A 25,716-nucleotide genomic window follows, 5' to 3' on the forward strand; every position below is an offset into this window, starting at 1 on the left:
TCCCCTAATGTAGCGCGGGCGTCCACCGCGCCGTCGCCGCGGCGGGGCCGTGTTCCGCGCGGGTTAAGGTGGCCTGCATGGAAATTCGGCTTCAAGACGTTCTCGGCAAACAGGTCCTCATCGCTGACGGCGCGATGGGGACCATGCTGCAGGGCTACACGGACTTAACGGTCGAGGAGGACTTCCAGGGTCTCGAGGGCTGCAACGAGATCCTGAACGTCACCCGGCCCGACGTGGTCGCCGAGATCCACCGCTCCTACCTGGACGCCGGCGCCGACTGCGTGGAGACGAACACCTTCGGCACCAACCTCGCCGCCCTCGCCGAGTACGACATCGTCGACCGGCTGGAGGAGCTCGCCGAGGCGGCCGCCCGCATCGCCCGCTCCGTCGCGGACGAGTACACCGACAAGCCGCGCTTCGTCCTCGGCTCCGTCGGGCCGGGCACCAAGCTCCCCACTCTGGGCCACGTCCGGTTCGCCGACGTGCGCGACGCCTACCAACGGCAGGTGGCCGCCATGATCCGCGGCGGCATCGACGCGGTCCTCATCGAGACGGCGCAGGACCTGCTGCAGGCGAAGGCGGCCGTGATCGGCGCGAAACGCGCCCGCAGCGAGGCCGGCATCGAACTCCCGATCCTGGTCAACGTCACGGTGGAGACCACCGGCACCATGCTCCTGGGCTCCGAGATCGGCGCCGCGCTCATCACCCTCGACGCCCTCGGCGTGGACTCGATCGGCCTCAACTGCGCCACCGGTCCCGCCGAGATGAGCGAGCACCTTCGGCACCTGTCGCGCCGCTTCGGCCGCGTCGTCGCCGCCATGCCGAACGCGGGCCTGCCCGAGCTCACCCCCGACGGCGCCGTCTACCCGCTGAAGCCCGACGAGCTCGCCGACGCGCTGGGCACGTTCCTCGACGACTACGGTCTGGGCCTCATCGGCGGCTGCTGCGGGACCACCCCCGAGCACATCCGCCTGCTGGTCGAGCGCTTCGGCGGCCGAGCCGTCGAGCCGAGGACCCCGCAACCCGAGGAGGCGGCCAGCTCGCTCTACGTCGAGGTGCCCTTCGCGCAGGACGCCAGCTACCTCAGCATCGGCGAGCGCACCAACGCCAACGGCTCCAAGGCCTTCCGCGAGGCACTCCTCGAGGGCCGCATCGACGACTGCATCGAGATCGCGAAGGCGCAGGCGCGTGACGGCGCCCACGTCCTCGACCTGTGCGTCGACTACGTCGGCCGCGACGGTGCCGCGGACATGGAGGAGATCGCGGGCCGGCTGGCGACCTCGGTGACGCTGCCCGTCGTGCTCGACTCCACGGAGCCCGAGGTGCTGCGCGCCGGGCTCGAGAAGCTGGCCGGACGCTGCATCATCAACTCCGTCAACTTCGAGGACGGCGACGGCCCCGAGAGCCGCTACGCCCGCATCATGCCGATGGTCCGCGAGCACGGGGCCGCGGTGGTCGCGCTGACGATCGACGAGGAGGGGCAGGCCCGCACCGCCGAGTGGAAGGTGCGCGTGGCGTCGCGCCTGATCGACGACCTCACCGGCCGCTGGGGCATGAACGTCGGCGACATCCTCGTCGACACCCTGACATTCCCGATCGCCACCGGCGCGGAGGAGACCCGGCGCGACGGGCTCGAGACCATCAACGCCATCCGCGAGCTCAAGCGGAAGTACCCCGGGGTGCGCACCACGCTGGGCGTCTCCAACGTCTCGTTCGGCCTCAACCCGGCCGCCCGCATCGTCCTGAACTCCGTGTTCCTGCACGAGTGCGTCCAGGCGGGCCTCGACTCGGCGATCGTCCACTCGGCGAAGATCCTCCCGATGGACCGCATCCCCGAGGACCAGCGGGAGGTCGCCCTCGACCTGATCTACGACCGCCGCCGCGAGGGCTACGACCCGCTGAACCGCTTCCTCGAGATGTTCGAGGGCGTCACGGCCGCGTCGGCCCGCGCGTCCCGCGCTGCCGAGCTCGCGGCACTCCCGCTGTCGGAGCGGCTGCAGCGCCGCATCATCGACGGCGAGGCCAAGGGTCTCGAGGCCGACCTCGACGAGGCGCTGGCCGACAAGCCGGCCCTCGACATCATCAACGACGACCTGCTCGCCGGCATGAAGGTGGTCGGTGAGCTGTTCGGCTCCGGGCAGATGCAGCTGCCGTTCGTGCTGCAGTCCGCGGAGGTCATGAAGACCGCCGTCGCGTACCTCGAGCCGCACATGGAGAAGACCGACGGCTCCGGCAAGGGCACGCTCGTGCTCGCCACCGTGCGCGGCGACGTGCACGACATCGGCAAGAACCTGGTCGACATCATCGTGAGCAACAACGGCTACACGGTCATCAACATCGGCATCAAGCAGCCCATCCAGGCCATCGTCGAGGCGGCGGAGCAGCACAACGCCGACGCCATCGGCATGTCCGGGCTGCTCGTGAAGTCGACGCTCGTCATGAAGGACAACCTGGCCGAGCTCAACCGCCTCGGACTCGCCCAGAAGTACCCCGTCCTCCTCGGCGGCGCCGCCCTCACCCGCGCCTACGTCGAGCACGACCTCGGCGAGCTGTTCGAGGGCGAGGTGCGCTACGCCAAGGACGCGTTCGAGGGCCTCGCCCTCATGGACGCGGTGATGGCCGTGAAGCAGGGGGTCCCCGGAGCCAAGCTGCCCGAACCCAAGCCCCGCCGTGTGGCCGCGACCACGTCGCTGGTGGAGATCGAGGAGCCGGTCCTGGGTGTCCGCTCCGACGTCGCCCGCGGGCTGCCCGTCCCCACCCCGCCGTTCTGGGGCAGCCGCGTCGTGAAGGGCATCCCGCTGGCCGACATCCTCGAGTGGCTCGACCACCGGGCCACGTTCATGGGCCGTTGGGGCCTGCGCGGGCAGCGCGACGGGATGACGTTCGAGGAGATCGTCGAGCAGGAGGCGCTGCCGCGACTCAGGATGTGGCTGGACCGCATCAAGACCGAGTCGCTCGGCAACTTCGGCGTCGTCTACGGCTACTACCCGGTCCACTCCGAGAACGAGACGCTCATCGTCGGCGACCCCGACGACCCGGAGCGGGAGATCACGCGGTTCACGTTCCCGCGTCAGCGGCGCGACAGGAAGCTGTGCATCGCCGACTTCTTCCGCGACAAGGAGGAGGCCGCCGAACTGGGCCCGGACGTGCTCCCGATGCAGCTCGTCACGATGGGTTCGGAGGTGGCGAAGGCCACTGCGAAGCTGTTCGAGGCCAACGCGTATCGCGACTACCTCGAGCTCCACGGCCTGTCCGTGCAGCTCACCGAGGCGCTCGCCGAGTACTGGCACTGGCGCATCCGCGACGAGCTCGGTTACAGCCACGAGGAGCGCACCCGCGACGAGGCGCTGCACAAGCAGGGCTACCGCGGGTCCCGGTACTCGTTCGGGTACCCCGCCTGCCCGTCGCTGGAGGACAGGGCGAAGCTCGTGGAACTGCTGGACCCCTCTAGGATCGGAGTGGAGCTCAGCGAGGAACTGCAGCTCCATCCCGAGCAGTCCACGGATGCCTTCGTGCTGCACCACCCGGAAGCGAAGTACTTCAGTGCCTAGTCCAGCAGCCCCCACCGCCGTCATCTGGGACTTCGACGGCACCCTCGTCGACACCGAGCCGATCTGGGCCGGGACCGAACAGGAGATGATGGCCGAGTACGGCGTCATCTGGAGCGACGAGATGATGCGCGCCAAGATCGGTCAGCCGGCCACCCTGTCCGCGAAGCAGATGGCCCAGGCCGCCGGCCGCCCCGACGAGACGCAGGCCTTCTACGACGAGCTGCACCGCAGGATCGCCGAGAGGATACGCAGCGAGGAACTCCCGTTCCTCCCGGGCGTGCGGTCGCTCGTGCACGAACTCGACCGCACCGGCACCCGCGCGGCGGTCGTGACGGCCAGCAACGGCCAGATCATCGACGCCGCCAAGGAGCGGCTGCCGAAGGTGTTCGAGTTCATCATCACCGCGGACGACGTGCCCCGCAGCAAGCCGCACCCGGACCCCTACCTGATGGCCTTCGAGCGGCTCGGCATCCACCCGCTCGACGCGATCATCCTGGAGGACTCCGTCCCGGGCAGCCGGGCCGCGCTCGACGCCGGCGGCCTGGTGTTCGCGGTGCCGCAGTTCGTGAAGCTGCCGCCGCATCCGCGCATGCACATTTCGCCCGACGCCCTCGAGACCACTAGTCTCGCGGATCTGACCTACGTCTGGCGAACCCTCAAGGAGACCAGTTGCAATACTCCGGAGTGAAGTCCGGCCCGCTGCAGGAAGGTGAGCGCGTCACGCTCACCGACACCAAGGGGCGGCGCAAGTCGCTCGTCCTGCGCCGCGGGGCCGTGTGGCACACCACGAAGGGCGCCGTCTCCCACGACGACCTGATCGACGGCCCCGAGGGGGTCACCATCCGGTCGGTGGGGGGCATGGAGTACCTGGCGTTCCGGCCGCTGCTGCACGAGTTCATGGTGACGATGCCCCGCGAGGCGGCGGTCATCTACCCGAAGGACGCTGCGCAGATCGTGATGTGGACCGACATCTTCCCCGGCGCGCGCGTCCTGGAGGCGGGCGTCGGGTCGGGGGCGCTGACCCTTGCGCTGCTGCGCGCGATCGGCCCGGAGGGCAGGTTGAGCAGCTACGAGCGCCGGGAAGAGTTCGCCGACGTCGCCAGGCGCAACGTCGAGACCTTCCTGGGCGGACCGCACCCGGCCTGGACGCTGACCGTCGGCGACCTCGTGGAGTCCATCTCGGACGAGCCGATCGACCGCGCGATCCTCGACATGCTGGCGCCGTGGGAGTGCATCGACGCGGTGGGGGAGCGCCTCGTCGCCGGCGGCATGATCTGCTGCTACGTCGCCACCGCCACCCAGTTGGGCCGGGTGGCCGACACCCTGCGCGCCCACGGCGGCTTCACGGAACCGCACGCCACCGAGACGACCGTCCGGGACTGGCACGCGGAGGGGCTGGCCATCCGCCCGGGACACGGCACGACGGGCCACACCGGCTTCCTGCTCACCAGCCGCAGGCTGGCTCCGGGGCAGCGGGCACCCATGCGCAAGCGGCGGCCCGCGCCCGGCGCGTACGGCGCCGACTACACGGGCCCGCGCCCGCTCAACGTGCCGCCGTCACTTGGCGGGGCGACGGGACCGGTGGAAGAAGTGGTAGGCCAGCCGCCAGCCCCACAGGAGTAGGGCGAGGACGAGCGCGGCGACGAGGATGAACGCGGTCTCGGCCGTGTCGCCCGCGGTCAGCCGGATGGCGATCCCGCCCAGCCAGGTGACGAGCCAGACGACGAGCGCGGAGCGCACCCCGAACCCGCGCTCGCCCAGCGCGGCGACGACGATCCAGCCGGTGATGCAGGCGAGCATGAACGGCCACGCGGTGGATAGGATGCCTAGAGCGCTCAGCCCGTGGCTCGCCCGCCCGATCGCCGCGAAGATGAGGACGAAGACGAGATCTACTGCCAGCGGCACGACGCGCATCATGTCGGCCACTATAAGTGAGGAAGCGATGGAAACTCATCCGGGATTCCCGGCGAACTTTCTGGCCGGCGGCAGCGCCTCCTTCGCGGAGCTGCTCCGGACCGAGGGAACGCCGCCCGGCGTGCCCGCCGACGCCGGCGGCCCGCACGGGACCACCATCGTCGCCGCGAGCTACGCCGACGGCGTGGTGATCTCCGGCGACCGTCGCGCCACCATGGGCAACGTCATCGCCCTGCACGACGTGCGGAAGGTGTTCGCCGCCGACGAGGAGTCGATCATCGGGATCGCCGGGTCGGCCGGCGTCGCGAAGGAGCTCGTGAAGCTCTTCCAAGTGGAGCTCGAGCACTTCGAGAAGGTCGAGGGCACCCGCCTCAGCTTCGAGGGCAAGGCCAACCGGTTGGGTGCGTTGCTCCGCGCCCACCTCCCTTCCGCGATGCAGGGGCTCACGGTCCTGCCCCTGTTCGCCGGCTGGGACCGGACCGCGGCCGCGGGGCGGATGTTCACCTACGACCCCACCGGCGGCCGCTACGAGGAGCACCGGCACGCCGCGCTCGGCTCCGGCGCCGCCTACGCCCGCAGCGCCCTCAAGAAGCTGCACGACCCCGACGCCGACGAACTGACCACCGTGACCGTGCTGCTGCAGTCGCTGTTCGACGCGGCCGACGACGACGCCGCCACCTCGGGCCTCGACCTGACCCGGGGCGTCATGCCGGTCGTGATGCGCGCCTCGGCCGACGGCGTGGTCCGCTGGGACCCCGACCGCGTCCGCGCGGTGGCGGAGGACATCGTCGCCGCCCGCGCCCGGCGCCACGGCGGCCCGAAGGGAGGCGCCCTGTGAGCATGCCGTTCTACGTCTCGCCGGAGCAGCAGATGCTGGACCGGGCCGAGTTCGCCCGCAAGGGCATCGCCCGCGGTCGCTCGGTGGCCGTGCTCAAGTCCGGGCCCGGCATCGTGTTCGTCGCCGAGAACCACAGCTCGACGCTGCACAAGGTCTCCGAGATCTACGACCACATCGGCTTCGCGGCCGTGGGCCGCTACCACGAGTTCGAGTCGCTGCGGATCGCGGGGATCCGCCACGCGGACATGCGCGGCTACTCCTACGACCGCGCCGACGTGACCGCCCGCAGCCTGGCCGGCGCCTACTCGCAGCTGTTGGGCGCCGCGTTCGCGTCGTCGGTGGACAAACCGTTCGAGGTGGAGCTGATCGTCGCCGAGGTGGCGGCGCAGGCTGAGGAGGACGTCCTCTACCGGATCAGCTACGACGGCGTGATCAACGACGAGCGCTCCTTCTCGGTGATCGGCGGCGACGCGGAGCGGCTCGCGAACCACATCGAGGGCGCCTACGCCGCGACGATGCCGCTCGCCGACACCGTGCGACTGGCCGCGGGGTCACTCTCCGCCTCGGCACCGCTCGGCGCGCACCAGCTCGAGGTCGCGCTGCTCGAGCGCTCCACCGACCGGCGCCGTCGCTTCCGGCGACTCGACCGGACTTTGGTGGAGGAGTTGCTCCATGGCTGAGCCGAGGGTGCTCATCATCGGTGCGGGCCTGATCGGCAGCTCGCTCGGGCTCGCGCTGACAAAGGCCGGTTGCGAGGTGTTCCTCAGCGACTCGGTCGCCTCGCACGCGCTCGTCGCGGCCGGGATGGGGGCCGGGCAGGTGGGTGCGCCCGAGGGCGACGACGTGGACATCGTCGTGGTCGCCACCCCGCCCGCGGTGATCCCCGCCGTCGTGGTGGACTCGCTGCAGCGGTTCCCGAGCGCGGTCGTCACCGACGTGGGATCCGTGAAGAGCCCGCTCGCGCTCACCGTCGCCGACCTGGCACCGGCGCTGGCGGGACGCTACGTGCCGTCGCACCCGATGGCCGGATCGCAGTTCACCGGGCCGCTGACCTCCCGCGCGGACCTCTTCGTGGACCGCACCTGGGTGGTCACCCCCGTCGAGGACAACTCCGTGGCGAGCATCTCGGCCATCGTCGACATGGCGGAGCGCACCGGGGCCCGGGTCATCGTCATGGCCCCGCAGCAGCACGACGAGGCCGTCGCCCAGGTGAGCCACGTGCCGCACCTCATGAGCATCCTCACCGCGTCGCACCTGCGCGCCGTGCCGGGGGAGAACCTCAGGCTCGCGGGCCAGGGCATCCGCGACGTCACCCGGATCGCCGGGTCCGACCCCGGACTGTGGCGGCAGATCATCACCGCCAACTCGGCCGCAATCCGCTCCGAGCTCGACGAGGTGGCCGAGGACCTGAAGTACCTGATGAGCGTCCTCGACAACCCGGAGAAGCTCGAGGCCTTCCTCGGCCTCGGGCAGGCGGGCGCCCGGGCGCTGCTCGTCAAGCACGGCCTGGAGCCTCTGGACGTCCGCGAGGTGACCGTCGAGATCCCCGACGAGCCCCGCGCGCTCGGGCACCTCTTCGGCGACATCGGCGAAGCCGGGTTCAACGTCGAGGACTTCGAACTGCAGCACGACCCCGTGCGCCAGATCGGCTACCTCACGATTGCCGTCGAGAGCGAGGTCGCGGAGCAGCTGCGCGAGACGCTCGAGGCGCGCGGCTGGGTGGCCTTCTCGGGCGCCAAGGAAGGGACATGATGGAATCGCTCCTGATCGCGATCGACGGGCCGAGCGGCTCGGGCAAGTCGACGACGTCGCGCCTGCTCGCGGCGAAGCTCGGCCTCGGCTACCTCGACACCGGTGCCATGTACCGCGCCGCCACCGCCGGGGTCCTCGCCGAGGACGTCGACGACGACGGCGTGGCCGACTACGTGCGCGGCGCAGACCTGCGCATCGTCACGAGCAGCGACGGCAACACCCTCACCATCAACGGCCGCGACGTGACCGCCGAGATCCGCGAGCCGCGCATCTCGGCCGCCGTGTCGCGGGTGGCCACGAACCTCGAGGTGCGCGAGATCCTGACGTCACGGATGCGCCGCATCATCGACGAGCACGGCCGCCGGATCGTCGTCGAGGGCCGCGACATCACCACGGTGGTGGCGCCGGACGCCGACGTGCGCGTCCTGCTGATCGCCGACCCGGACGCCCGTGTCGCCCGCCGCGAGGCCGAGCTCGCGGGGAAGGCCGACCGCGAGGCGGTGCAGGACCAGGTGCTGCGGCGCGACCGCGACGACTCGACGGTGTCCAACTTCACCGACGCGGCGGAGGGCGTCACGGTGATCGACTCCACGTTCCTCACCCCCGACGAGGTGGTGGCCCGCATCGAGGGGCTGTTCCCGCGCCATGGCTGAGCCCCTCGACGTGCTGGTCTTCTACGTACCGGTGGACGACACCCAGGCCGTGCTGGGGCCGCTCTTCGAGGCGGGCGCCGGGGCCATCGGGGAGTACGAGCAGTGCGCGTTCGTCTCCCGCGGCACCGGCCAGTTCCGGCCGGTCGGCGAGGCGAACCCGACGATCGGGACGGTCGGGCAACTCGAGTTCGTCGAGGAGAACCGGGTCGAGCTGACCTTCCCGCGCGCGCTGCGCGAGCGGGTCGTCGCCGCGCTCCGCCGGGCGCACCCCTACGAGGAGCCGGCCTTCCACGTCGTGCGCAACGAGGCCTCCTAGCCCACGAGCGTCCCCTCCCTCGTCAGCTCCACCACGCGGTCGAGGCCGAGCCGGTCGAGCAGCGACTGGTCGTGGCTCACGACGAGCAGCGCGCCCCGGTAGGCCGTGAGCGCGTCGACCAGCTGGTCGATCGAGTCCAGGTCCAGGTTGTTCGTCGGCTCGTCGAGGACGATCAGCTCCGGCGGAGGGTCCGCCAACAGGATGCGCGCCAGCGCCACCCGGAACCGTTCCCCTCCGGAGAGGGAATCGACGTGACGGTGCACCACCTCGCCGCGCAGCAGGAACCGCGCCAGGAGCGCGTGGGTGTCGTGGGCGGGCCGGTCCGGGGCGGAGCCGCGCACCACGTCGAGCACCGTCCCGGGCGGCAGGTCCAGCCGCTGGTCGAGGTGGCCGACCCGCGGCGTGAACGGCGTGAGGCCGCGCAGCAGCGTCGTCTTGCCGACGCCGTTGTCACCGACGAGTGCCCAACGGTCGCCGCCCTGCATGACCAGCGTCCGGTCCGCGTCGCGGAGTTCGACGAGGCGCCGCCCGCGGGCCTGGCCGGGGTCGACGAGGGGGATGCGGATGGAGGCGTCGTCGCGGACCAGCGACTCGGCCTCGGCCAGCCGCTCGCGCGCAGCCTCCACCTTCTCCGCCGCGCGGATCTGCTCGGCGCCTCGGCTCTTCTGCGACCGGTCCTTCCAGGTGTTGAGGATGATCCCGGGCGCCCGCTTCTCCCGCGCCGCCTTCTTGCCCTGCTGCTCGCGGCGTGCCATGGCGGTCTGAACGTGGTCGCGCTCCCGCTGCTCGGCGCGCACCTTCTGGTGCGCAGCGCGGACGGACTGGGCCGCTGCGGCGGCCTCCACCGCCAGCTGGGCCCGGTAGTCGGTGAAGTTGCCCCCGAACACGCGCGCGACGCCGCCGTGCAGCTCCACGATGGCGTCCATCCGGTCGAGCAGTGCGACGTCGTGGCTGACGACGACCACCTGGCCCGGCCATGAGGCGACGGCAGCGTACAGCGTCTCCCTCGACCGGCGGTCCAGGTTGTTGGTCGGCTCGTCGAGCAGCGCGACCGCTGCGCCCTCCAGCTCGAGCGCGGCGAGGCCCAGCTGGACCAGTTCGCCACCGGAGAGCGTGCTCGTCGGCCGGTGCAACGCACCGTCGAGCGCCAGCGACGGCACCCGGCGGGCGAGGACCGCCTCCGCCCTCGACTCGACGTCCCAGTCGTCGCCGAGGGTGTCGTAGTGGTGCTGGTCGAGGCTGCCGGTCTCGATGGCGGCGAGGGCGGCGATCTTCCCGTCGATGCCGAGGAGGCCGGCGACGGTGAGGTCCTCCGCCTGCAGCAGGTCCTGCCGCAGGCGGGCGACGCGCCCGTCGACGGTGATCGTGCCCCGGGTGGGGGAGAGGTCGCCGGCGATGAGCCTGAGCAGTGTGGACTTGCCCGAGCCGTTGCGGCCGACGATGCCGACCCTTGGGGCGCTGATACCGAGCGTGATGTCGCTGAGGAGCGCCGGACCCTGCGGGTCGAACGCGAATGAGAGGTCGTTGAGATGGATGGGCATGGTGGCTCCTGCGGTCGTTGTTGAGCGCCGGAGCGGTTGCTCGACGGCGGTTCAGTCGCGCGGAGCGAGGTACACCTGCAGGTCCAATCGTCGACAATAGGTCAGCAACAAGGTAACCGATAGAATGGGCGGTCGCCAAGCAGGGATCCGTGGAGGAGCGTCGTGACCGAAGAATTTCTCGCCGAGGTGGAGGAGACCGCCGTCAAGCCCGTGGTGGCTGTGGTGGGTCGCCCCAACGTCGGCAAGTCGACGCTGGTCAACCGCATCCTCGGGCGGCGCGCCGCCGTCGTCCAGGACGAGCCGGGCGTGACGCGCGACCGGGTCAGCTACGACGCCAACTGGAACGGCAGGGACTTCATCGTCGTCGACACGGGCGGCTGGATCTCCGACGCCAAGGGCATGGCCGCGATGATCGCGGAGCAGGCCGAACTCGCCATCGCCGCCGCGGACGCGGTGGTGTTCGTCGTGGACGCCACCGTCGGCACGTTGGACGAGGACGAGGCCGTCGTGCGCGTGCTGCGCCGCTCCAACAAGCCGGTGATCCTGGCCGCGAACAAGGTCGACGACCAGCGCCACGAGGCCATGGCCGCAACGATGTGGAACCTCGGGCTGGGGGAGCCGTACGCCGTCTCGGCGCTGCACGGCCGCGGCTCCGGGGACCTGCTGGACGCGATCCTCGACGTGCTGCCCGAGGCCCCGCCCTCCACCTACGTCGAGCAGTCCGGGCCCAGGCGGGTCGCGATCGTCGGGAAGCCGAACGTCGGCAAGTCGTCCCTGCTCAACAAGCTCGCCGGACAGCAGCGCTCCGTGGTCTCCGACATCTCCGGCACCACGGTGGACCCGGTCGACGAGATCGTCGAGGTCGCCGGCAACATCTACCACTTCATCGACACCGCGGGCATCCGACGCCGGGTGAAGGAGGCCAGCGGGCACGAGTACTACGCCAGCCTGCGCACGCAGGCCGCCATCGAGCGGGCGGAGGTGTGCGTGATGGTGATCGACGCCTCCGAGCCGATCACCGACCAGGACCTCCGCATCCTCAGTTCCATCGAGGACGGCGGCCGCGCGCTCGTCATCGCCTTCAACAAGTGGGACCTGACCGACGAGGAGCGCCGCCACTACCTGGAGCGCGAGATCGAGCGCGACCTCGTCGCGTTCCGGTGGGCGCCGACGGTGAACATCTCCGCGCTGACCGGCCGGAACGTCGACAAGCTCAGCAAGGCGATCGAGGAGGCGGCCGAGGGCTGGGAGACCCGCATCTCCACCGGCAAGTTCAACGCGTTCCTCGGCCGGCTCGCCGCCGCGCACCCGCACCCGGTCCGTGGCGGGAAGCAGCCGCGCATCCTGTTCGGCACGCAGGCGCACAACTGCCCGCCCACCTTCGTGCTGTTCACCAGCGGCCAACTCGACCCGCAGTACACGCGCTTCGTCGAGCGACGGCTCCGCGAGGACTTCGGCTTCAGCGGCTCGCCGGTGCACGTCGAGGTGCGGGCCCGCGCGAAGCGCAGCGAGCGCACCTAGTCGCTACGCGATCCCCAGCCTCGGCGCATCGATCGCGGGGCAGGTGTCCATGACGACGTCCAGGCCGGCGGCAGCGGCGCGGGCCGCGGCGTCCTCGTCGATCACCCCGAGCTGGAGCCAGACTGCGCCCGCCCCGACCGCGATGGCCTCGTCGACGACCGCCCCGGCCAGCTCGGAGCGGACGAACACGTCGACGACGTCGATCCGGCCCGGGACGTCGGCGAGGCTGGCGTAGCCGGGGGCACCGTGGACGGACTCGGCCTTGGGGTGCACGGCGACGATCTCCATGCCGAGCCGCTGGACGTACTTCGCGATGCCGTACGCGACGCGCTCGGGATTGTCCGAGAGGCCGACCACCGCCCAGCGCCCGGGGGTCGTCAGGAGTCGGCGGATCGTGTCGGGGTCGTTGCGGTGTGCCATGGTTCCAGCCAAGCACAGGACGGGACCGGCCGTGGGGTCACGCGTCCACCGAGGGGTCGACGGGCTCCTCCGGCTCCCAGCGGAGCAGGTCGCCGGGCTGGCAGTCCAGAGCCTCGCAGAGCGCGGCGAGCGTCGTGAAACGGACCGCCTTCGCGCGGCCGTTCTTGAGCACGGCGAGGTTCGCGGGGGTGATCCCGACGCGGTCGGCGAGTTCACCGACCGACATCTTGCGCCGCGCCAGCATCACGTCGATGTCCACCACGATGGGCATCAGATCACCTCGTCGAGCTCGTGCTTGAGGCCCGACGCCTGCACCAGCAGCGCACGCAGGACGCCGACGAGCAGCGCGACCCCCAGCACGAGGCCGCCCGCGCCGCCGACGAGGAGCACCAGGCCCGGCGGCACGTCGGTCGGCGCGAGCAGGGCGCCGAGTGCGAAGAGCAGCAGTGCGGCGACCAGGACCGAGCCCATGATCACATCGACCCACCGGAGGGCCCGCGGGGTGAACACCGTGCCGCGCGCCACCATGCTGAGGAGTCGCCAGACGCAGACCATCGTGACCTGGATCGTCGCGATCCCTGCCACGAGGATCACCGGGAGCCAGAGACGTATCGCCGGTGGCGCAGATGCCTCGGCGAGGTCGACGGCCACCAGCGGCACCATCCAGACCTGCACGAAGAGCGACCCGGCCAGGCCGCAGACGAGGATCACCCTCAACGCGACGATCAACCACTTGTGCACTGCCCACTCCTATCGTGTTACGAGACTTACCTATCGTAACTCGATAGATCGATCCTGCCCAGCCTCCATCACGTGAGTTGCCGCCGGGTGTCCATTTCTCCGGCTCGCGTTGCGACGCGGCTCCCTGCGGCCGTATGCTTCCGGCAATTTGGTCAACTTTCGAGGGCGGACTATGAGCACCGAAACCATCACGCGCGAACCACGACACGACGACGATTTCTCCTTCGAAGCCGTTCCACTCCAAAGCCGACGTTCCTTCTGGGCCGTCGGCTTTGTCATGCTGGGCTTCACCTTCTTCTCCGCCTCGATGAGCGTCGGGGCCCGTCTCGGCAACGGGCTCGACCTGGGCGGCTTCGTCGCCGCCGTCGTGATCGGCGGGGCCATTCTCGCCGCCTACACCGGGCTGCTCGGCTACCTCGGGGCGAAGACCGGGCTGGGCTTCGACCTCCTCGCCCAGCGGTCCTTCGGCCGGGTGGGCAGCTACCTGCCGTCGGCGCTCATCTCGTTCACGCAGATGGGCTGGTTCGGCGTGGGCGTGGCGATGTTCGCCATCCCGACCGGGGAACTCCTGGGCATCGGCGCCTGGCCGATCGTGCTCGTCGCGGGCGCCGCGATGACCGCCTCCGCCTACTACGGCATCCGCGCCATCGAGATCGTGAGCTTCATCTCCGTCCCGTTGATCGCGCTGCTCGGCACCTACTCCATGGTGCTGGCCGTCGACGGCGGCGGGGGACTCGCCGAGGTGTTCGCGAGGTCCGAGGGCATGCCGCTGATGGTGGCGGTCGGGCTCGTCGTCGGGTCGTTCATCTCGGGCGGTTCCGCCACGCCCAATTTCACGCGGTTCGCGAAGACGACGCGTTCGGCCGTGGTCACCACCGTGGTCGCGTTCCTCCTGGGCAACACCCTGATGTTCAGCTTCGGGGCCGTCGGCGGCGCCTTCACCGGCAAGGACGACATCTTCTACGTGATGATCGCCCAGGGTCTCGCAATCCCGGCGCTGCTGGTGCTCGGCGCGAACATCTGGACCACCAACAACAACGCGCTCTACACCACCGGCCTCGGTTACGCGAACATCACCAAGATCAGCAAGAAGCCGCTGGTCGTCGTCGCCGGCACGTTCGGCACCCTGCTGGCGCTGTGGCTCTACGACAACTTCGTGGGCTGGCTCTCCTTCCTGAACGCCACCCTGCCGCCCATCGGCGCGATCCTGATCGCGGGCTACTTCGCGCACCGCGACGAGTACCGGCCGGGCAGCGGGCCCCGCCACGCCGTCGTCTGGGCGGCCGTCGCGGGAGTGGTCGGCGGCGCGATCGTCGGTTGGACGGTCACGTGGGGCATCACCTCGCTCAACGCGGTGGCCGCCGCACTGGCGATCTACTTCGTGGGGCTGAGCGTCGAGAAGGCGGTCCGTCGATGAACCTCCTCGTCCGCAACGTACGCATCGAGAACCAGCAGGGGACCAGCGACATCCGCATCGTCGACGGCCGTTTCGCCGAGATCGACACCCACCTGGACCCCAACCCCGGCGAGGCCGTCGTCGACCACGGTGGCCGCCTCGCGCTGCCGCCCTTCATCGAGTCGCACGTCCACCTGGACTCGGCCCTGACCGCCGGGGAGCCGCGGTACAACGAGTCGGGCACCCTGTTCGAGGGCATCGAGATCTGGAGCGAGCGCAAGCGGACGCTCACCGTCGAGGACGTGAAGGATCGCGTCCGGCGTGCGGTGAGGCAACAGGCTCGGTTCGGCATCCAGTACGTGCGCAGCCACGTCGACGTGACCGATCCGGAACTCACGGCGCTGCGGGCGTTGCTCGAGCTGCGGGAGGAGTTGGCGGACTCCGTGACGCTGCAACTCGTGGCGTTCCCGCAGGAGGGCATCGAGTCGTTCCCCGACGGTCGGCAGCTGATGCGCCGGGCGGCGGAGATGGGGGTGGACGCCATCGGCGCGATCCCGCACTTCGAGTTCACGCGCGAGTACTCGGTCAGCTCGCTCGACTTCGCCGTGGAGCTCGCCCAGGAGTTCGGGCTGCTCGTCGACGTGCACTGCGACGAGATCGACGACGAGGACTCGCGGGGGCTCGAGACCCTCGCCACCCGGGCGTACGAGGCGGGGATCGGCGAGCGGGTGACCGCCTCCCACACCACCGCCATGCACTCCTACAACAACGCCTACTTCATCCGGCTGCTGCGCCTGCTGAAGCTGAGCGGCATCAACTTCGTCTCCAACCCGCTCGTCAACACCCACCTCCAGGGGCGGACGGACACCTACCCCAAGCGCAGGGGAGTGACCCGGGTGAAGGAACTGACGGAGGCGGGACTGAACGTGAGCTTCGGCCAGGACGACATCGTCGATCCGTGGAACCCGCTCGGCACCGGCAACCTCCGCGACGTCGTGCTGAACGGGCTGTACGTGACGCAGATGATGGGTCACGCCGAGATCCTCGACAGCTACCGCTTCGTGACGCACAACGCGGCCCGGACGCTGCACCTGGACGGGTACGGCATCGAGGTCGGCAACCCGGCGAACTTCATCGTGCTCGACGCGCCCAGCTGGTACGAGGCGCTGAGCTTCGGGTCGCAGGTGGTGGCGTCCTACCGGGCCGGCCGGGAGATTGTACGGGCACAACCGGCGAGCTTCGAAGTGCTGTTCTGAAATTCGGGCGGCTGCAGCGTTCGGGAACGGCCGGGACCGTCCAGTGGCAGACTTTTTCTATGTCGGAAACGAACTTCATTGAGTTGTCGCTGGGGGACCCGCTGTGGGACCGAGCCCTGCCGGTGCTGCAGTCGCTGCGTCCCCACCTCGATCGTGCGAAGCTCGATCAGTTGCTTTCCGAAGGCGCGCCCCAGGGACTGCGATTCACCGCGGTGGTCCAGGGCGACACCTGTTTCGCGGTTGCCGCGTGGCGCGTGATGGCCTCCACGACGGCGCTGCGACGGTTCTACATCGACGCGATCGTCACCGATCCCGAGCACCGGAACGAGGGGCACGGTACCCGGCTGTTCCGGATGCTCGTGGCCCGGGCGAAGGAGTTGCGCTGCGACACCGTCGAACTCAACGCCGCGGTGGACCGGTTCGACACGCACCGGTTCCTGCTCAAGGAGCGCATGGAGATCACCGCGCACCACTTCCGGCTGGCGCTCAGCTGAGGCATGATTGGCACGCACCGGCGCGCATGCGCTAGTGTTCTTCCTCGGGCCCACAAGGGCTCGGCGGGCTGTAGCGCAGCTTGGTAGCGCACTTGACTGGGGGTCAAGGGGTCGCAGGTTCAAATCCTGTCAGCCCGACCGATAGGCCAGAGCGGGGCAGTTCGAGGACTTCGAACTGCCCCGTTTCCATGCCCGGATCAATACATGTCACGACGCACGTCATAGCCAGAATGCGGCAAGCCATCCTGTGACGACGCCTGTCACGAACAACGTGGCCACCACCAGTGCGACGACCCGCCAACGAGCGATCACGAGCATGCCTGTGATGCTGCCGATGCTGGTGCCGGCGCCCGTGGTCAGGAAGGCGATGGCGGCCCCCGGGCTCATTCCGCCCTCGACGAGGCCGGCAACCAACGGCAGCGATGCGTCGCTGTTGAGGTAGACGGGGACGCCGAGCAGCGCCGCGAGCGGGACGGACCACAGCGGGTTGCCCTGCCCCAGCCATTCGGTCAGGAAATGCGCGGGGACGATGCGGATGATGAGGTACCCGACGAAGGCGAAGGCGAGGAAGAACAACGCGACCTTCCGCATGTTCGACCAGAGCGCGTTGACGAGACGCCGGACCCGGAGATCATGGGCCACCGCGCGCGTCCGCGGTTCCGCGAGCGCGAGGAGCGAGCGACCGCTCGGTGACGGCGGCTCCGTCGTCACTCCGAGGCTCTTGGCACCGATCGGCATGGGGACCGGCATCGAGCTCATCCGTGCCTGCCCGTCGAGCAGGCCGCGGCGTTCCAGCCACCATGCCGCAAGGCCACCGAGCACTCCGACGCCCACCGATGACAGGAGATAGGTGAGGGCGAACGGCGACCCGAAGAGGCCCACAGACAGGACGAACTCGGAGGGGCTCGTGAGGGGCGAGGACGCCATGAACGCCACGACTGGCGCCCAGGGCACGGAGGAGGCCAGGGCACCGAGCACGATGGCCGTGGTCCCGCAGGAGCAGAACGGCGTCAAGGCACCCACTGCCACGGCAGCCGCAACGGCGACCCAGCCCCGTCGACGCAGCCAATGCGCTAGGTGCTGCTGGTCGACGTACGTCTGGATCCACGACGCGATGACCGTGCTGAGCACGAGATACGGCCAGTTCTTGGAGAGTGTTGCCCACACGTCTCCGGCTACCGAAACTAGAAGGGCGGCTGAGTCTTGCACGTTTCCCCGATTCATAGATGGCCGTCGATTGATCGACAATGGTCGATATGATAGATGTATGTCTATGAGTCAAGTGGTTCCCCGACAGGCGGTGGCGGATCTGTGCTGCTCGCCCGTGCTCCAGGCGGAGTTGAATGCCGACGAGGCGCAGCAGTTGGCGCGCGCGCTCAAGGTGTTGGCGGATCCGGCCCGGCTACGGCTGCTGAGCCTCATCCGTCGCGCCGACGGGGGCCGCACGGCCACCGTCGACCTCTCCGACCGACTGGGGCTCACGCAGCCGACGATCACGCACCATCTCGGAGCGCTGTACGACGCCGGCTTCGTGTGCCGCGAGCGGCAGGGGCGACAGACCTGGTACTCCGTGAACACCGACGGGGTCGAAACCATCCGCCAGTTGCTGGATCCGGAACTGCCCGCGGCATCGGACGAGCCCGGGAGTTAAGGCAGCACATCGGGCGCTTTGCAGCGAGGTCCGGCGGAGCCGGGGCTCCCGGGTTATCGTGGCTTCGTGAGCACGTCACGCGCCCGCGAGGGCCATGATCGGGCCATCGCGAGGCTGCGATCGTCATACGACGCCATACCGGCCGGGCGGCCGGTCCGGCTCGCGAAGCCCACGTCGAACCTGTTCCGGCCGAGATCGGGTACCGGGGCACCGGGGCTGGATGCATCGGGCCTCACCAGTGTGCTGTCGGTGGATCCCGTCGGGCGCACCGCTGAGGTCCAGGGCATGTGCACCTACGAGCGGCTCGTCGACGCGACGCTCGCGCACGGCCTCATACCGCCCGTCGTCCCGCAACTGAAAACGATCACGCTCGGCGGCGCCGTGAGCGGCCTCGCCGTCGAGTCCACGAGCTTCCGCAATGGCATGCCGCACGAGTCGGTCCTCGAGATGGACGTATTCACCGGCTCCGGTGAGATCGTGACCACACGGCCGGGGGAGCCGTTGTTCGACGCATTCCCGAACTCGTACGGCTCGCTCGGGTACGCCACCCGCCTCCTGATCGAACTCGAGGAGGTCCCGCGCTACGTGACGCTGCGGCACGTGCCGTTCCGCGATGCCTCCGCACTCGCCGATGCCGTGGAGGAGATCGTCGCCACCCGTGCGCATCAGGGCACCCGCGTGGACGCCCTGGACGGCGTTGCCTTCCAGCCGGGGGAGTACTATCTCACCGTCGCCACCTGGACGGAAAGGCTGGATGCCCCGCCCAGTGACTACACCGGCCAACAAATCTACTACCGGTCCATCAGGAGCCGAAGCACCGACCAGCTCACCCTCCACGACTACCTGTGGCGCTGGGACACCGACTGGTTCTGGTGCTCGAGGCCCTTCGGGGCACAGCACCCCCTCGTGCGGCGGCTGTGGCCGCGGCGTTGGCGTCGCTCCGACGTGTACCACCGGCTCATGGCGCTCGATCGTCGTCTCCACCTCACCGACCGACTGGACGAGCGCGCGGGCCGGCCCGTTCGGGAGCGGGTCATCCAGGACGTGGAGGTGCCCGTGGACCGACTGTCGGAGTTCCTGACGTGGTTCGACGAAGCCGTCGGGCTTCGTCCGGTGTGGCTCTGCCCACTGCGGTGGCGGGCGCAGGCCGAACCGGGCCGTCGTCCCTGGCCCACCTACCCGATGGTGAGTGGCACCACCTACGTCAACGTCGGTTTCTGGGGGACCGTGCCGGGGGACCCACGGGGCCCGCGGGGCAGGACGAACAGGGAGGTCGAGGAGAAGGTGACGGCGCTGGGCGGTCACAAGTCGCTCTACTCCGAGGCCTTCTACTCACCAGAGGCGTTCGACGAGCTCTACGGAGCCTCCAACCTCGCCGCAGTGAAGTCCCAGTACGACCCTGACAACCGGCTGACCAGTTTGTACGAGAAGGCAGTGGAGCAGAGATGAAAACCGATCGAGCCCATGCACCGACCATCGCGGAGGTGGTCACCTCGTTGCTCCGCGAGCCCCTCCCTGTGCGCTTCACCGCATACGACGGAAGCACCGCCGGCCCAGAGGCCTCAGAATTGGGTCTGGCGCTCCGCAGCCCGCGCGGGCTGTCGTTCCTCCTCACCGCCCCCGGGGAACTGGGACTCGTCCGCGCGTACCTGTCCGGCGACCTGGAACTGGAAGGGGTCCATCCGGGGGACCCGTACGAGATCCTCAGGTTGGTGCGCGACCGACTCGAGTTGAGGATTCCGTCACCATCAGAGGGGCTGGACCTGGCACGACGACTCGGCCCCTCCCTGCTGAGGCCGCCCTCCCCACCGAGCATCGAGCAGCCGCCGGCGTGGCGGTGGGCCGTGCTGGGGCTTCGTCATTCGAAGGCGCGTGACTCCGCCGCGGTCTCGCACCACTATGACGTCTCCAACGCGTTCTACGAGCGGGTCCTCGGCCCCTCGATGACCTACACGTGCGCCGTGTACCCATCTGAAGCGGCGACCCTCGAGGAGGCCCAGGCCGAGAAGCACGACCTCGTCTGCCGGAAGCTCGGGTTGCGACCCGGCATGCGGCTGCTGGACGTGGGCTGTGGGTGGGGAGGCATGGTCCGGCACGCGGCGAAGCACTACGGCGTGCGCGCCCTCGGAGTGACGCTGTCCCGGGAGCAGGCGAGTTGGGCTGCGGGGGCCATCGCGGAGGAGGGGCTCACAGACCTGGCGGAGGTTCGCCACGCCGACTACCGCGACGTCGCGGAGGGCGGGTTCGACGGGATCAGCTCGATCGGGCTCACCGAGCACATCGGCGTGCGCCACTACGCCGCGTACTTCGCCTTCCTCCGCGACCGCCTCCGCCCCGAGGGCCGGCTGCTCAACCACTGCATCACGCTCCCTCACAACCGACGGGCCGACATGGGCCCCTTCCTGGACCGCTACATCTTCCCCGACGGCGAAATGGCCGGCTCCGGCACGATCATCAAGGAGATCCAGGACGTCGGACTCGAGGTGATGCACGAGGAGAACTTCCGCCCGCACTACGCCCGCACGCTGACCGAGTGGTGCCGCAACCTCGTCGACAACTGGGACTCGTGCGTCGCGGAGGTGGGTGAGCCCACCGCTCGAGCGTGGGGCCTGTACATGGCCGGGTCGCGGCTCAGCTTCGAGCGGAACCACGTCCAGCTGCACCAAGTGCTTGCGGTGCGCACTGCTGCCGATGGTTCGAGCGGTTATCCGCTCCGGCCGACGTGGTGACGCCACCGCGGGAAGCAGACCAGGAATATCGATCGGAGCGCAGGAAGGCGCATCAGGATGCTGGGCTACGTCTCGCCGCGCAACGTTTGAGATGCGCGCGCTCATGCCGATGAGCGGGCGACGGCACCATCATCCCGAACTCCCCTTGGAACGACAGCGGACGTCCTCCGGCAGGCATCGGTTAGGTGTTAACTGGGGAAGGCGCTGTGGACGTGCGACTCGTCGTGCCGCGGAAGATGCGCTCATGCACTGTGCCCTAAAGCACCTTGCTATGCCCATACTCGTTGAGCAGTACGGTCGGATTCGCCTGAATGTGCTCAGGGTAGATGGAACCTTCCCAGAAAATCATAGTCCCCGATTGCTGATCCAGACCGTACACCGGACGTAGAGCCGACAGCGAGGACACGCCACTGCTGCAGCGCGCTGAGAGCCATGTCAGAAACTGCACAAGTGGGTAGCCGCCCAATTCTTTTCCCGGCGCGTGCTCCAAGAAAGCAGTCATAGGAAGATGCTTATAGGTTCCATCGGGTTGGAGTTTGGGGGCAAGTGCGGAGAAGCTCGTGCTCCAGAATCCTCGGTCGGCGATTAGGAGAGCGTCCAACTCTTCGCTCGGATGTCCGACAGCGTACCCGTCGACGCTATGAACAAGATCATCATAGAGGGTTCTGAAGTCGCCTCTGGGATCTTGGGATGAAGGCATCAACCCCGTCGATTGGCTCAGGAGGCCAAAGGGAACTGGCCCGGTCATTACCTCGGGCCAAGCGCTGCCGAACGTTCCCGCAACCGAGTTGATCATCCGCTTCTGTTCAAGAGCGTCCAGGATGTCCTTCTTCCTCAGCGTCAACTTGCACGAGAAAGCCGCTAAGACGCCGCTTATCAGGACCGTCGGTTGGTCGGTCAGCGCACTTGGGTAGTCGGGCCCCTTCTACATTCATGTAAAGCGGGTCGAAGCAAGTCGCACGCGCAAAGATCCCGCATGGCAGTGCCGGACAGTGGCCCGACGTCAACGAGTCGTTTCCCGGTCTGACCAGGCCCGACATGCTCAGTAGCGCACCGCCGTAACTCCGGGTCCCGGATCATGCGAGGTGCTAGCCGTGCCTGAACTTCCTGAGGTCGAGGTCGTGCGCCGTGGACTCGACGATCATGCCCGTGGCCGTACGATCGCCTCGGCCACTATTCTGCATCCGCGTGCGGCCCGCCGTCATGTGGGCGGTCCGGGGGATCTGGCAGTGCGGTTGGTCGGTGCGATGATCACCGGGACTGCGCGACGCGGTAAGTACTTGTGGCTGGTCCTGGACGGCGAGGACGCGCTGCTCGCGCATCTGGGGATGAGCGGGCAGATGCTCATCACCTCGCCGGAGGCGGCAGTCGCTACTCACGAGCGGGCTCGGTTCACCTTCACCGACGGCGGCCATGATCTGCGGTTCGAAGACCAGCGCACGTTCGGGCATCTGATGTACGACGAGGGCGGTGCGGTGCTGCCTTCGCCGATTGCCCACATTGCGCGGGATCCGTTCGATCCGCTGTTCGACCAGGCGGCAGCGGTCGCGCGGATCAAGACCAGGCGCACCGGGATCAAGCGCGTGCTGCTGGATCAGAGGGTGGTGTCCGGTATCGGGAACATCTACGCCGACGAGGCGCTCTGGGCTGCCAAGGTGCACGGGGAGACGGCGGCATCGTCGTTGAGCAAGCCAAGGATATCTGCGCTGATCGATGCCGCGCGGGAGGTCATGGATGCAGCGCTCGTTCAGGGCGGAACGTCGTTCGATTCCCTCTATGTCGACGTGGCCGGCAGCAGCGGGTATTTTGCCCGCAGCCTGAATGCCTACGGTCGTGCCGGCCGGCCCTGCAGGCGCTGCGGGACGCCGATCGTGCGGGAGTAGTTGATGAACGGGTCGAGCTATTCTTGCCCGCTCTGCCAGCGGAAACGCTAGTCGAGAGGTCGTCTCTCGAGTTGCAGGCGGACCGCGGTCGCAGTGGGGTTCGGCTCGATCCGCTGTACATAGATATATAGCGAGTCTCATCGCCGTGGATGGTGGACCGCGGTCAGCTCTGCTAGCTCGGCGAGTCCCGAGTGAACAGATCCGGCCCTTCTGAACCGGTCTGTCCTCGTGTCCTGACGTGGTGCTCGCCAATCGACCAAACCGAGATGTCGATGCCAGAACGGCTCCTCTGGCCATCGTCCCTGCCGCCATCCCTGAAGGGGGCAGCATCGTTGCGCAACTGCGCATCGTCGTGCGCCCTGGAACAGCGGTCTGTCGGATTCGCCGGTCGCGGCTCTCTTGTCTATACGTACCGGCAGACCTGGTCCGCGCTGCAGGTCTCGGGCTCGGGGTGCGCCGCGTCGTCCCGGAGGTTGGCGATGGTGTCGCGCAAGGCGGTGAGCTGGGCGATCTGCTGCTCGATGTCGCGCAGGCGCGCGTCGAGCAGGTCTCGGACGTGGGCGCACGGGGCGTGGCCGGCGTCGCGGATGTCCACAATCTGGCGGATCTGGGCGAGCGTGAGGCCGGCAGCCTGGCCGCGGTGGACGAAGTCGACGCGCGCGATTGCGTCCGGCGGGTAGTCGCGGTACCCCGACGACGTCCTGTCGGGCGGGGGGAGCAGCCCCTGCTCTTCGTAGAACCTCAGCGTCTTCGCCGTGGTGCCGGCCGCCTCGGCGAATTCCCCGATCCTCATGGCCTCCTCCATCCGTGTCGCGGCCGCACTTGACCTTCCTCTGTACTGGAAGGTCCAGTATGGCTGAGACGGAGCAGAAATCCAAGGACTGACAGGAGCAGCGATGCCTACCAAGTACGACCTCGCCATCATCGGATCCGGAGGCGGCGCGTTCGCCGCCGCCATCCGCGCGACCACGCTCGGCAAGTCGGTGGCGATGATCGAGCGCGGGACCTTCGGCGGCACGTGCGTGAACACCGGCTGCGTGCCGTCGAAGGCGCTCATCGCCGCCGCTGATGCCCGGCATGTTGCCGTAGACGCCTCGCAGCGGTTCCCCGGCATCGCCACGGCCGCGGGACCGGTGGACATGCCGACGCTGATCGGCGGGAAGCAGGACCTCGTCGAAGGCTTGCGGGGTGAGAAGTACGTGGACGTCGCCGAGTCGTACGGCTGGCACGTACGGCAGGGCGAAGCCGCGTTCGCCGGCACCCCTGAAGCGCCGGTCCTCGAGGTTCGGTCTGTCGAGGGCGCTGTCGAGACGATCGAGGCCGCCCAGTACCTGGTCGCCACAGGCTCCCATCCCTGGGCCCCGCCGATCGACGGGCTGGAGGAGGCCGGGTACCTGACCTCCACGACGGCGATGGAACTGACCGAGGTCCCCGAGTCGCTGCTGGTGCTCGGCGGCGGATACGTGGCGCTGGAGCAGGCCCAGCTGTTCGCCCGCCTCGGATCGAATGTCACCCTCCTGGTGCGCTCCCGGCTGGCCTCGAAGGAGGAGCCGGAGGTGTCCAAGGCGCTGGCCGAGGTCTTCGCCGACGAGGGCATCCGGGTGGTCCGCCGAGCGGTCCCGACCAGCGTGGCTCGCAGCGCCGACGGGAAGGTCATCGTGGCCGCCGACGTGTCCGGCGGTTCGCAGGAGTTCCGCGCCGACCAGCTCCTGGTCGCGCTCGGCCGCCGGCCAGTGACCGATGCCTTGAACCTGGAGGCGGTGGAGGTCAAGACCGGCGACTCCGGGCAGATCGTGGTCTCCGACCAGCTGCAGTCCTCGAACCCCCGGATCTGGGCCGCCGGCGACGTGACCGGGCACCCCGAATTCGTCTACGTCGCCGCCCACCACGGCACTCTGGTCGCCGAGAACGCCTTCGCCGACGCCGAGAGGTCGGTGGACTATGCCCGGTTGCCGCGAGTGACGTTCACCGGGCCTGCCATCGGCGCGGTCGGCATGACCGAGAAGCAGGTCCTCGACGCAGGCATCCGCTGCGACTGCCGGGTGCTGCCGCTGGAGTACGTGCCCCGCGCGCTGGTGAACCGGGACACCCGCGGGTTCATCAAGATGGTCGCCGACGCGGACACCGGAGAGATCCTCGGCCTCACCGCCGTTGCCAAGGACGCCGGAGAGCTCGCCGCTGCCGGAGTCCACGTGCTCGGCAAGAGCGTCGCGGAGGTCGCCGACGCCTGGGCCCCGTACCTGACCATGGCCGAGGGCATCCGGATCGCCGCCAAGGCCTTCACCGCCGACGTCTCGAAGCTGTCCTGCTGCGCCTGACCCGACCCGGAAGCAGCACCTGCCCGAACTCAGAATTGGAGGAAACCGAAATGTCCGACCTCAGCACGCAACTGCCCGATCGGCTCAACAGGCCCGAGGAGACCGGCCTCGACCCCGGCCTGCTGGTCCCGCTGCTGCGGCTGCTCGTCGACGGCGACCCCGTCACGATCGAGCAGCTCGCCACCGCCGCCGGCCGCACCCCTGAGCAGGTCTGCAACGGGCTGGCCGCCGTGCCCGACACTGAGTACGACGACCAGGGCCGCATCGTCGGCCAGGGCCTCACCCTGCGCCCGACCCCGCACCGATTCGCCGTGGCCGGTCAGGAGCTCTACACCTGGTGCGCCTTGGACACCCTGGTCTTCCCTGGCCTCCTCGACCGGGCGGCCCGCGTGGAGTCTGTCTCCCCGGCCAGCGGCGAGAGGATCGTCGTCGCCGTCAACGTCGACCCTGCCACCGGCGTCACCCGCGTCGAACCCGCGAGCGCCGTCGTGTCCCTGGTGAACCCGGAGCAGATCACCTCGATCCGCTCCTCGTTCTGCGACCAGGTGCACTACTTTACATCTGCAGACGACGCCGCCGGATGGCTCGCTGAGCACCCAGGGGCTCAAGCGGTGCCGGTGATCGAAGCCCATCAGATCGGCATCGAACTCGCTTCCCACCTGCTCGACCGGCTCCGGGCCGACGCCCAGACTGCCGACCGCTGCCACCGCTGCTGCTAGCCGGGCCCCGAATGAAACGAGAA

Annotated in this window: 24 protein-coding genes, 1 tRNA gene and 1 pseudogene; 18 read left to right on the top strand and 8 right to left on the bottom strand. The window is 69.1% G+C overall.

What is annotated here, in order from left to right; all coding sequences use genetic code 11:
• Positions 1 to 77 precede the first annotated feature (77 nt).
• Positions 78 to 3,551 (top strand): methionine synthase, encoded by a 3,474-nt coding sequence (gene metH / locus BLR46_RS12650; protein ID WP_093252868.1) that lies wholly within the window; start codon positions 78 to 80, stop codon positions 3,549 to 3,551.
• Positions 3,544 to 5,174, top strand: a pseudogene (locus BLR46_RS15625) (HAD-IA family hydrolase). Before metH ends, BLR46_RS15625 begins: the two are co-directional and overlap by 8 nt.
• On the opposite strand, the gene BLR46_RS12660 reads toward BLR46_RS15625, so the two are convergent.
• Positions 5,109 to 5,468 (bottom strand): DUF3054 domain-containing protein, encoded by a 360-nt coding sequence (locus tag BLR46_RS12660; protein WP_093252871.1) that lies wholly within the window; start codon positions 5,466 to 5,468, stop codon positions 5,109 to 5,111. The pseudogene BLR46_RS15625 and the gene BLR46_RS12660 overlap by 66 nt on opposite strands.
• 25 nt (positions 5,469 to 5,493) lie before the next feature.
• Between BLR46_RS12660 and prcB the strand changes: the two genes are divergently transcribed.
• Genes prcB through BLR46_RS12685 form a run of 5 tightly spaced genes read left to right on the top strand, consistent with a single transcriptional unit; the run spans position 5,494 to position 9,024 of the window.
• A complete protein-coding gene (gene prcB, locus BLR46_RS12665; protein WP_218118460.1) occupies positions 5,494 to 6,303 on the top strand; it encodes a proteasome subunit beta in 810 nt (269 codons plus the stop codon).
• Between the two features lie 2 nt (positions 6,304 to 6,305).
• Positions 6,306 to 6,983: a proteasome subunit alpha gene (gene prcA, locus BLR46_RS12670; RefSeq protein ID WP_245701722.1), complete on the top strand. Its 678-nt coding sequence runs from the start codon at positions 6,306 to 6,308 to the stop codon at positions 6,981 to 6,983.
• Positions 6,976 to 8,055, top strand: a complete 1,080-nt coding sequence (locus BLR46_RS12675) for a prephenate dehydrogenase (protein ID WP_093252877.1) — start codon at positions 6,976 to 6,978, stop codon at positions 8,053 to 8,055. Before prcA ends, BLR46_RS12675 begins: the two co-directional genes overlap by 8 nt.
• Positions 8,055 to 8,708: a (d)CMP kinase gene (gene cmk / locus BLR46_RS12680; RefSeq protein ID WP_425441405.1), complete on the top strand. Its 654-nt coding sequence runs from the start codon at positions 8,055 to 8,057 to the stop codon at positions 8,706 to 8,708. The genes BLR46_RS12675 and cmk overlap by 1 nt, the downstream gene beginning before the upstream one ends.
• Positions 8,701 to 9,024, top strand: a complete 324-nt coding sequence (locus BLR46_RS12685) for a YqfO family protein (RefSeq protein WP_093252883.1) — start codon at positions 8,701 to 8,703, stop codon at positions 9,022 to 9,024. Before cmk ends, BLR46_RS12685 begins: the two co-directional genes overlap by 8 nt.
• Here the strand turns inward: BLR46_RS12685 and BLR46_RS12690 are convergent.
• Entirely contained in the window at positions 9,021 to 10,565 is a 1,545-nt protein-coding gene (locus BLR46_RS12690) for an ABC-F family ATP-binding cassette domain-containing protein (RefSeq protein WP_093252886.1), read from the bottom strand. The two genes, BLR46_RS12685 and BLR46_RS12690, sit on opposite strands and share 4 nt — an antisense overlap.
• A 162-nt stretch (positions 10,566 to 10,727) precedes the next feature.
• Between BLR46_RS12690 and der the strand changes: the two genes are divergently transcribed.
• Positions 10,728 to 12,086, top strand: a complete 1,359-nt coding sequence (gene der, locus BLR46_RS12695; protein WP_093252889.1) for a ribosome biogenesis GTPase Der — start codon at positions 10,728 to 10,730, stop codon at positions 12,084 to 12,086.
• A gap of 3 nt (positions 12,087 to 12,089) precedes the next feature.
• Here the strand turns inward: der and BLR46_RS12700 are convergent, their stop codons facing one another.
• The 3 genes from BLR46_RS12700 to BLR46_RS12710 are packed head-to-tail and all read right to left on the bottom strand — an operon-like array spanning position 12,090 to position 13,247.
• Complete coding sequence (locus BLR46_RS12700) at positions 12,090 to 12,506, bottom strand: CoA-binding protein (protein ID WP_093252894.1); 417 nt, start codon at positions 12,504 to 12,506, stop codon at positions 12,090 to 12,092.
• Between the two features lie 37 nt (positions 12,507 to 12,543).
• A complete protein-coding gene (locus tag BLR46_RS12705; RefSeq protein ID WP_093252896.1) occupies positions 12,544 to 12,777 on the bottom strand; it encodes a helix-turn-helix domain-containing protein in 234 nt (77 codons plus the stop codon).
• Positions 12,777 to 13,247: a DUF2975 domain-containing protein gene (locus BLR46_RS12710; RefSeq protein ID WP_093252898.1), complete on the bottom strand. Its 471-nt coding sequence runs from the start codon at positions 13,245 to 13,247 to the stop codon at positions 12,777 to 12,779. Before BLR46_RS12710 ends, BLR46_RS12705 begins: the two co-directional genes overlap by 1 nt.
• Positions 13,248 to 13,419: 172 nt before the next feature.
• On the opposite strand from BLR46_RS12710, the gene codB reads away from it, so the two are divergent.
• The 4 genes from codB (at position 13,420) to BLR46_RS12730 (ending at position 16,531) form a co-directional block, all read left to right on the top strand.
• Positions 13,420 to 14,664, top strand: coding sequence for a cytosine permease (codB, locus tag BLR46_RS12715; protein WP_093252899.1), 1,245 nt, complete (start codon positions 13,420 to 13,422; stop codon positions 14,662 to 14,664).
• Entirely contained in the window at positions 14,661 to 15,899 is a 1,239-nt protein-coding gene (codA, locus tag BLR46_RS12720) for a cytosine deaminase (RefSeq protein ID WP_093252902.1), read from the top strand. Before codB ends, codA begins: the two co-directional genes overlap by 4 nt.
• Before the next feature lie 59 nt (positions 15,900 to 15,958).
• Positions 15,959 to 16,393, top strand: a complete 435-nt coding sequence (locus tag BLR46_RS12725; protein ID WP_093252906.1) for a GNAT family N-acetyltransferase — start codon at positions 15,959 to 15,961, stop codon at positions 16,391 to 16,393.
• Between the two features lie 64 nt (positions 16,394 to 16,457).
• Positions 16,458 to 16,531 (top strand) — tRNA-Pro (locus BLR46_RS12730).
• An 81-nt stretch (positions 16,532 to 16,612) separates the two neighbouring features.
• Here BLR46_RS12730 and BLR46_RS12735 read toward each other — a convergent pair.
• On the bottom strand, positions 16,613 to 17,560 hold the full coding sequence (locus BLR46_RS12735) for a permease (RefSeq protein ID WP_245701701.1): 948 nt from the start codon (positions 17,558 to 17,560) through the stop codon (positions 16,613 to 16,615).
• A gap of 106 nt (positions 17,561 to 17,666) precedes the next feature.
• Between BLR46_RS12735 and BLR46_RS12740 the strand changes: the two genes are divergently transcribed.
• From BLR46_RS12740 to BLR46_RS12750, 3 genes are all read left to right on the top strand, one after another.
• Positions 17,667 to 18,044 carry a helix-turn-helix domain-containing protein gene (locus BLR46_RS12740; RefSeq protein ID WP_245701703.1) on the top strand — a complete coding sequence of 126 codons (378 nt, stop codon included), beginning with the start codon at positions 17,667 to 17,669 and terminating at the stop codon, positions 18,042 to 18,044.
• A gap of 66 nt (positions 18,045 to 18,110) precedes the next feature.
• Entirely contained in the window at positions 18,111 to 19,493 is a 1,383-nt protein-coding gene (locus BLR46_RS12745; protein ID WP_218118461.1) for an FAD-binding oxidoreductase, read from the top strand.
• A complete protein-coding gene (locus tag BLR46_RS12750; RefSeq protein ID WP_093252915.1) occupies positions 19,490 to 20,773 on the top strand; it encodes a class I SAM-dependent methyltransferase in 1,284 nt (427 codons plus the stop codon). Before BLR46_RS12745 ends, BLR46_RS12750 begins: the two co-directional genes overlap by 4 nt.
• A 256-nt stretch (positions 20,774 to 21,029) precedes the next feature.
• Here BLR46_RS12750 and BLR46_RS14910 read toward each other — a convergent pair whose 3' ends face one another.
• The gene (locus tag BLR46_RS14910) at positions 21,030 to 21,617 is read right to left on the bottom strand and encodes a hypothetical protein (RefSeq protein ID WP_143008296.1); all 588 of its coding nucleotides are present in this window, start codon (positions 21,615 to 21,617) and stop codon (positions 21,030 to 21,032) included.
• Between the two features lie 250 nt (positions 21,618 to 21,867).
• Here BLR46_RS14910 and mutM point away from each other — a divergent pair, with 250 nt between their 5' ends.
• The gene (mutM, locus tag BLR46_RS12755; protein ID WP_176761774.1) at positions 21,868 to 22,656 is read left to right on the top strand and encodes a bifunctional DNA-formamidopyrimidine glycosylase/DNA-(apurinic or apyrimidinic site) lyase; all 789 of its coding nucleotides are present in this window, start codon (positions 21,868 to 21,870) and stop codon (positions 22,654 to 22,656) included.
• Positions 22,657 to 23,059: 403 nt separating this feature from the next.
• On the opposite strand, the gene BLR46_RS12760 is transcribed toward mutM, so the two are convergent.
• Positions 23,060 to 23,449 (bottom strand): heavy metal-responsive transcriptional regulator, encoded by a 390-nt coding sequence (locus BLR46_RS12760; protein WP_009378277.1) that lies wholly within the window; start codon positions 23,447 to 23,449, stop codon positions 23,060 to 23,062.
• 103 nt (positions 23,450 to 23,552) lie between these two features.
• On the opposite strand from BLR46_RS12760, the gene merA reads away from it, so the two are divergent.
• Both merA and merB read left to right on the top strand, forming a co-directional pair.
• The gene (merA, locus tag BLR46_RS12765) at positions 23,553 to 24,974 is read left to right on the top strand and encodes a mercury(II) reductase (protein ID WP_093252918.1); all 1,422 of its coding nucleotides are present in this window, start codon (positions 23,553 to 23,555) and stop codon (positions 24,972 to 24,974) included.
• A 50-nt stretch (positions 24,975 to 25,024) separates the two neighbouring features.
• Positions 25,025 to 25,693 carry an organomercurial lyase MerB gene (gene merB / locus BLR46_RS12770; RefSeq protein ID WP_093252920.1) on the top strand — a complete coding sequence of 223 codons (669 nt, stop codon included), beginning with the start codon at positions 25,025 to 25,027 and terminating at the stop codon, positions 25,691 to 25,693.
• Positions 25,694 to 25,716: the final 23 nt, after the last annotated feature.

This window comes from Tessaracoccus oleiagri (assembly GCF_900103275.1).
Classification (GTDB): Bacteria; Actinomycetota; Actinomycetes; order Propionibacteriales; family Propionibacteriaceae; genus Arachnia; species Arachnia oleiagri.